Consider the following 421-nt stretch of genomic DNA (forward strand, 5'->3'; position numbering starts at 1 on the left):
GATAAAATCGCGAGACCCAGTCCTTCTTTGACCATACTGATCGAGGTGTTCATGTTATAGACTGTGAAAGCGGCGTTCAGCGTAGCGCCCGCTTGCCTGAACATATCGTGAAAAGGTGATTCATAGCCGCCGTCGCAGACGATCATCGGTTCATCATCGAGATCTTTCAGCGTAATGGCTGAACGGCTGCAAAGCGGGTGATCATCCCTGAGCACGACTGCCATTTTGTCTTTTTTCAAATGAATGTACTCCATCTCCTCTGTTGGATACAGAAGATTGCCAACATCTTTCATACGAGTGTGAAGACACTCCTTGAGTTCATTTACAGTTCCCTCTTGCAGAACAAGCTCCAGTTTCGGATATTTTTTTTTAAATTCACTGATCAGCTTGGGCATAAACTAAGCCGAGGCAGTTGAGAATG

Annotated in this window: 1 pseudogene; it reads right to left on the minus strand. The window is 45.6% G+C overall.

Annotation, left to right across the window (positions count from 1 at the left end):
• A pseudogene (locus RVS70_RS22725) lies at positions 1–421 on the minus strand (LysR family transcriptional regulator substrate-binding protein); the annotation flags it as partial.

This window comes from Virgibacillus sp. M23 (assembly GCF_034190895.1).
In the GTDB taxonomy this organism is placed as follows: domain Bacteria; phylum Bacillota; class Bacilli; order Bacillales; family Amphibacillaceae; genus Virgibacillus; species Virgibacillus salarius.